We start from the raw sequence: 5,590 nt of genomic DNA, 5'->3' as shown, positions 1-5,590 counted from the left end.
GATCAGGGTGGATTTGCGGCGATAGCGTTCTTCGACGATTTCGAACAGATGGAAGCGCTGTTGGTCGGTGAGGGAGTGGGTTCCGAAGTCATCGAGGATGAGCAGTTGTGCGCGGGTGAGTTTGTCGATGAGGCGTGGGAAGCGGCCATCGAGACGGGCGAGCGCCAAATCCTCGAACAGGCGCGGCACGCGCACATAGAGCACGGAATGATCGAGCCGTGCCGCTTGCCGGCCGAAGGCGCAGGCCAGCCACGACTTGCCGGTTCCGGTCTGGCCGGTGACGATCAGGTTCTCATGCGCCTTCAACCATTCGCCCTGGGCGAGCGCCATGGTGCTGCGCCGGTCGAGCCCGCGCGACGCGGCAAAGTCGATGTCCTCGATGCAGGCTTCGGGAAAGCGCAGCCTGGCCGAGGCGAGCCGGTTCCGGACGCGCTTGTCGGCCCGTATGGCGACCTCGCGGTCGAGCATCAGGCCGAGCCACTCGTCACGGCTGAGCTCGTTGGCGTTGTTGCGTTCGGCCAGTTCGCGCCAGGCGGCAGCCATGCCGGCCAGACCGAGGGCCTGCATCTGGTCGAGGGTGGGGTTCGTCAGCATTCTTTCTTCCTTTCCTTCACTGGTAATAGGTGGAGCCGCGGATGTTGGCGTGCTGGGGTGTCGGCTTTGCCGGTTCTGCGGAGCTGGCTCGGTCGAGGCCGGCTTTGAGGATGGCGGTGACGGAGGAGTAGGCGATCGCGTTGATCAGCAGCGCCCGCTCGCAGGCGGCATCGAGACGCTCCGGCCCATAGCGCGGCGCCAGCGACAGGATGCCCATGGCCGAGCGGTATCCCTGCTCCGGATGCGGTCGGTCGCGCATCATGCGCTCGACCAGGATGGCGGCGTTGGGGCCGATCCTGGCGGCCCGGCTGATCAGGCTGGCCGGCGTGGTGTTGGCGTAGCGCTGGTGCGCCTTGGGCATGTGTTCGTTGACGGTGACATGGCCGGAACGCTGCGAGCGACGCACATGGCTGGCGACACGCTGGTGATCGTGGAAGATCTCGACCACTCGATGAGTGAGCCGCACCTCGACGGTGCGCCCGATTAGCCGGTGCGGCACCGAGTAGAAGGTCTTGTCGACCTCGACATGGTAGTCAGGATGGACCTTCGCCGATTTCCACTCGGCGTATTCGAACGGTGCCGCCGGCAGCGGCTTCAAGGCAGCCCGCTCGATCTCCTCGAACAGTTCGCGGCGGCTTTGGCCGATATGGCGCATCGGCCGGTTGTTCAGCTCCTCGAGCAGTTCGGCGATCGCCGCGTTGAGCTCGGCAATCGAGAAGAAGGATAGGTTCCTCAGCCGTGCCAGAATCCAGCGCTCGACGATCAGCACCGCGCCCTCGACCTTGGCCTTGGATAAAGCCGTCAACTGCAGCCCGTATGGGGACGACCGGCCTCACGGTCCGCATTACTCACCCATTCCACCCGCTTAAAGGCCAGACCTTCGACATGATCAGCCGCAGCCCGCATTGGGGCGACGACCGGGTGATCTACCGAGCGGCGGACGGGACCTTGCCCACGATTGCCGCCGCAATGACGGACATGGAGCAGCCTGACGCATTCCGGCGCGTCGCGGCCGGGCGCGCGGCGTTCCGGACGGTCGACCTATTGGATTTGCTCACGCTGCTGGATCGGGTCTCTGCGCCGGTGGAGGGGGAGGATGCGTAAGGTTAAATACGCCGCTGGTGTAAGGCAAATTACGCCGCAAGGCCTGCTCAGATGCCGGATATATGCCCAGAATTGCGGGATTTGTCTCGGCCATCGTGGCACGACCCTGTTTGACGTCTCAGCATGTAAGGCGTATTTATATTTACGAATCAAGTTGGATGATGGTCATGGCGAAGCAAAAGCCAGCACGACGCGACCCAAAGACCGAGGCCTTGGCCCGCGACGGCGCACTCAACCCCCACCCCGAGGCCGTGCGCGACACGCTGTTTGCAGGCAATCCCTTCTTCGACGCCAGGGACCTTGTGCAGGTCCGCTACGAGATGGTGCGCCGCCATCAGGCCGATCGCGTGCCGATCAGCGACGTCGCCAGCGCCTTCGGGGTCTCGCGGCCGACCTTCTACAAAGCTCAGAGCGCCTTGGCCGACCAGGGCCTCGCCGGGTTGGTGCCCCGGCAGCGGGGTCCAAAGGGCGGACACAAGATCTCTGCCGAGGTCCTCGCCTACATCGACCAACTCAGGACGACGCGGCCCGACCTCACCGTTCCGCAACGTGTAGACGCTATCGCCACACGCTTTGGCGTCAGGGTGCACCGGCGAAGTCTGGAGCGGGCCATGGCGCCCAAAAAAAAACCACTCGATCTGCCTTAACCGTCCGTGCGACCAGCCTGGTCGGCACATACGAACAACTGCGCGCCGCGGTGCTCAGCGCCCGGCTGATCACCGGATCAGGACTCGCAACCCTGCGCCGTCAAGGCATGGTCGCCTGGATCAAGGCTGCAACGACAACACCCAACTTTACGCCGCCTTGCCCGGTACATCGCACCCCGTCGGCAGGCGCGATCGCCGCCAGCGAGCTCACCCTCATCCTTGCCAGCCTTGTTGTCACGCTAACCGCGGAGCCAGCACATGCCTGACCTCAAAGTCACCGCCGACCACCTTCGGCGCGACGCCTACCTCTACATCCGTCAGTCTACGCTGCGACAGGTCGCCGAGAACGGCGAGAGCACGCAGCGACAGTATGGGCTGCGTGATCGCGCCATTGCCGCCGGTTGGCCGGCCGAACGCGTCCACGTGATCGACTGCGACCTGGGCAAATCGGGATCCAGCGCCGTTGCCCGCGACGGCTTCCAGGAACTGGTCAGCGAGGTAGCCCTCGCCAAGGCCGGCGTCGTCATGGGGCTGGAGGTCTCGCGCCTGGCCCGCAACTCCGCCGACTGGCACCGGCTGCTTGAGCTGTGCGCCCTGACCAGCACCCTCATCCTCGATGAGGATGGCGTCTACGACCCGGCCAGCTTCAACGACAGACTTCTCTTGGGTTTGAAAGGAACGATGTCGGAAGCGGAGTTGCACTTCCTCAAGGCGCGCATGCGCGGCGGCCAACTCAACAAGGCAAGCCGCGGCGATCTGAAGATAGGGCCGCCCGTGGGCTTGGTCTACTTGCCCGATGGCACCCTCGCACTCGACCCGGACGCCGAGGTGCAGGCAGCGCTCCGCATGGTGTTCACGACCTTCGAGCGCCTCGGCAGCGCAACCAGAACCGTCAAGTTCTTCCTCGACGAAGGCATCCTGTTCCCGCGACGCCTGCGCAAGGGACCGCACAAAGGCGAACTCATGTGGGCGCCGCCACGGCACGCCCGCATCCTCCAGGTACTGCATAATCCGAGATATGCCGGCGCCTTCGTTTACGGTCGAACGCGTGGACGGCCCCGGCCGGGCGGCGGCGTCTCGCAGATCAAGGTGGATATGGCTGACTGGCGGTTCGTCATGCCCGACCTGCATCCGGGTTATATCGACTGGGAGCGCTTCAAGGCCAACCAGGAGCGTCTCGCCACCAATGCACAAGCCTATGGAATGCAGCGCCGCGCCGGGCCGGTCCGCGAAGGATCCGCCTTGCTCCAGGGCAGAGTTCTCTGCGGCCTTTGCGGCGGGCGCATGGGCGTCCATTACAGCCAGGAGCACGGTCAGCCTGTCCCGACCTATATCAGCCAGGAGACTGCCACCCGCCGTGGCGGCAAGGTCTGCCAGTCCGTGCCCGGCAAAGTCGTCGACCCGGCGGTGGGGGCATTGCTTGTCGAGCTGATGACGCCGATGACCCTTGAGATCACCCTGGCGGTGCAGCGCGAGCTTGAGGCACGCGCCGCCGAGATGGACACGTTGCGCCGACAGCATATCGAGCGGACGCGTCATGACGCCGAGCTCGCCCGGCGCCGCTACATGAAGGTCGATCCCGACAATCGCCTCGTTGCCGACACTCTCGAGGCCGAGTGGAACGAGAAGCTGCGGCTCCACACCGACGTCGTCGAGGACTATGAACGACGCGCGCCCGAGGAAGCCGCTGCCCTCGATGCCGAGACGCAGCAACGCGTCCGCGATCTTGCCGAGCAGTTCCCGCGGATCTGGAGCGATCCCCGCATCGATGTCCGCGAGCGCAAGCGTATCCTGCGGCTGCTGGTCGCCGACGTCACTCTGGTCAAGGCCGAGACGATTACTGCAAACGTGCGACTATCCGGCGGGGCGACCCGCACCTTGACGCTGGAGCGGCCTTTGCCGATCGCCCAGATCCGCAAGTGCAAGCCTGAGCTCGTCGCCGAGGTCGACCGCTTGCTCGACCGACATTGCGATCGCGAGATCGCCGATATCCTCAATGAAGGTGGCCTGCGAACCTGGGAAGGCAAGCCGTTCAATCTCAAGAAGATCGCCTTCATCCGTGGAGCTTACAATCTGCCCAGCCGTCGCCAGCGCCTGCGGGATTGTGGTCTGCTCACCACGCAGGAAGTGGCCGAACACTTCGCTATCGCCGAGACCACGGTGCATCAATGGGGGCGCCAGGGGCTCATCACCAAAGTCTGCAGCGACAGTCTCAACCATGGTCTGTGGGACATTCCTCACGACATCGAGATCATCAAAGGCCGCCCGGGCCGAAACGCCGTTGCCGCCCGCCGTGCCTCAATTACCGTGCCATCAACCGAACAGGACTCACTATGAAACAATTGCCTTGTCGCGTGGCTTGCGGCTTCGGGTCGGCAGGATGGTGGTGTCGTAATGCTCGGCCATCGCGGCAAAGGTCGCGTTCAGCGTCGGCTCGAACCACAGCGCCTTGACGACACCGGCCTTCAGGTTGTCGCACACGATCGCTCTGGTGACGCCGCCGAAGAAGGCGAGCGCTCGCACCTGGCCTTCGATCCAGTCCGGCAGCTTTTGGCTGGAGCTGGCAAAGGCGAAGGTCAGATTGGAGGCGCCCAGCACCGCGACAAAAATCTGCGCCGGGTAAATGACGCCGGTCGCCGGATCGATCACCGGCACCGTCTGCCCGGCATAGTCCGTCTGCATCACCGAGCCCGCCGCGTGCCGGTTTCGGAACGTCGGGCTAGCCTGCCTCCGGAAGGCCGCGAACCGGTCGCAGAACCAGGTGAAGCCGTAGCCGTCGGGGTGAGCGGCACGATATTCCTGCCACAGGAGCGTCAGCGTCACTCCTTCGCGCTTCAGCTCCTTGGCGACCATCGCCCAGTCTGGTTCGTTCAGATCCTGCGGCGGACGGCCCATCCGGTGGAACAGCCGTCGTTCCAGCGCCGCATCGTCATCATAGCCTGGCGGCAGCGGCCAGCACGACAGCCCCGCCTCCCGCGCTCGCAGCAAATAGGTCGAAACCGAGGTCTTGCCGATCTTCAATCGCTCGGCCACCTCGCGCACCGACAGACCCTGTTCATGGGTCAGGCGCAGGATCGTCCGGATGTCCCTCACGCTCGTTCGTCTCGCTTGCTTCCGTCTTGGCATGGCCCCTCTCAACGTCTTCGTGAGAGGCCAAATTGCCAAAACGGCGCAGCCGAGAACCGACCGTCAAATCCGGCCCGGAAACTGTCCGGGACTTAGCGGAATCGCTGTCCGGGATTTAG

Annotated in this window: 4 protein-coding genes and 2 pseudogenes; 3 read left to right on the top strand and 3 right to left on the bottom strand. The window is 64.5% G+C overall.

Annotated features, from left to right (window positions below):
- Together DH10_RS02820 and DH10_RS02815 are read right to left on the bottom strand one after the other, a co-directional pair.
- On the bottom strand, nucleotides 1–594 hold a 594-nt coding region (locus tag DH10_RS02820; RefSeq protein ID WP_192384168.1), incomplete at its 3' end, for an ATP-binding protein.
- Nucleotides 595–610: 16 nt separating this feature from the next.
- Nucleotides 611–1,384: pseudogene (locus DH10_RS02815) on the bottom strand (Mu transposase domain-containing protein); the annotation flags it as partial.
- 26 nt (nucleotides 1,385–1,410) lie between these two features.
- On the opposite strand from DH10_RS02815, the gene DH10_RS02810 reads away from it, so the two are divergent.
- From DH10_RS02810 to DH10_RS02800, 3 genes are all read left to right on the top strand, one after another.
- On the top strand, nucleotides 1,411–1,698 hold the full coding sequence (locus tag DH10_RS02810; RefSeq protein ID WP_192384167.1) for a DUF5372 family protein: 288 nt from the start codon (nucleotides 1,411–1,413) through the stop codon (nucleotides 1,696–1,698).
- 167 nt (nucleotides 1,699–1,865) lie between these two features.
- Nucleotides 1,866–2,345, top strand: a complete 480-nt coding sequence (locus DH10_RS02805) for a helix-turn-helix domain-containing protein (protein ID WP_192384166.1) — start codon at nucleotides 1,866–1,868, stop codon at nucleotides 2,343–2,345.
- Between the two features lie 258 nt (nucleotides 2,346–2,603).
- Nucleotides 2,604–4,682, top strand: coding sequence for a recombinase family protein (locus DH10_RS02800; RefSeq protein ID WP_192384165.1), 2,079 nt, complete (start codon nucleotides 2,604–2,606; stop codon nucleotides 4,680–4,682).
- Here the strand turns inward: DH10_RS02800 and istA are convergent.
- Nucleotides 4,683–5,471: pseudogene (gene istA / locus DH10_RS02795) on the bottom strand (IS21 family transposase); the annotation flags it as partial. It lies immediately after the preceding gene.
- Nucleotides 5,472–5,590: the final 119 nt, after the last annotated feature.

The organism is Mesorhizobium silamurunense, assembly GCF_014843825.1.
In the GTDB taxonomy this organism is placed as follows: Bacteria; Pseudomonadota; Alphaproteobacteria; order Rhizobiales; family Rhizobiaceae; genus Mesorhizobium; species Mesorhizobium silamurunense.
The sequence above is the reverse complement of the archived record's forward strand: the minus strand, read 5'-3'. Positions and strand labels throughout refer to the sequence as shown.

What these genes read in the sequence shown, in the direction of transcription:
- DH10_RS02810 (WP_192384167.1), top strand. Translation starts at nt 1,411, where the DNA reads ATGGGGACGACCGGCCTCACGGTCCGCATTACTCACCCATTCCACCCG.
- DH10_RS02805 (WP_192384166.1), top strand. Translation starts at nt 1,866, where the DNA reads ATGGCGAAGCAAAAGCCAGCACGACGCGACCCAAAGACCGAGGCCTTG.
- DH10_RS02800 (WP_192384165.1), top strand. Translation starts at nt 2,604, where the DNA reads ATGCCTGACCTCAAAGTCACCGCCGACCACCTTCGGCGCGACGCCTAC.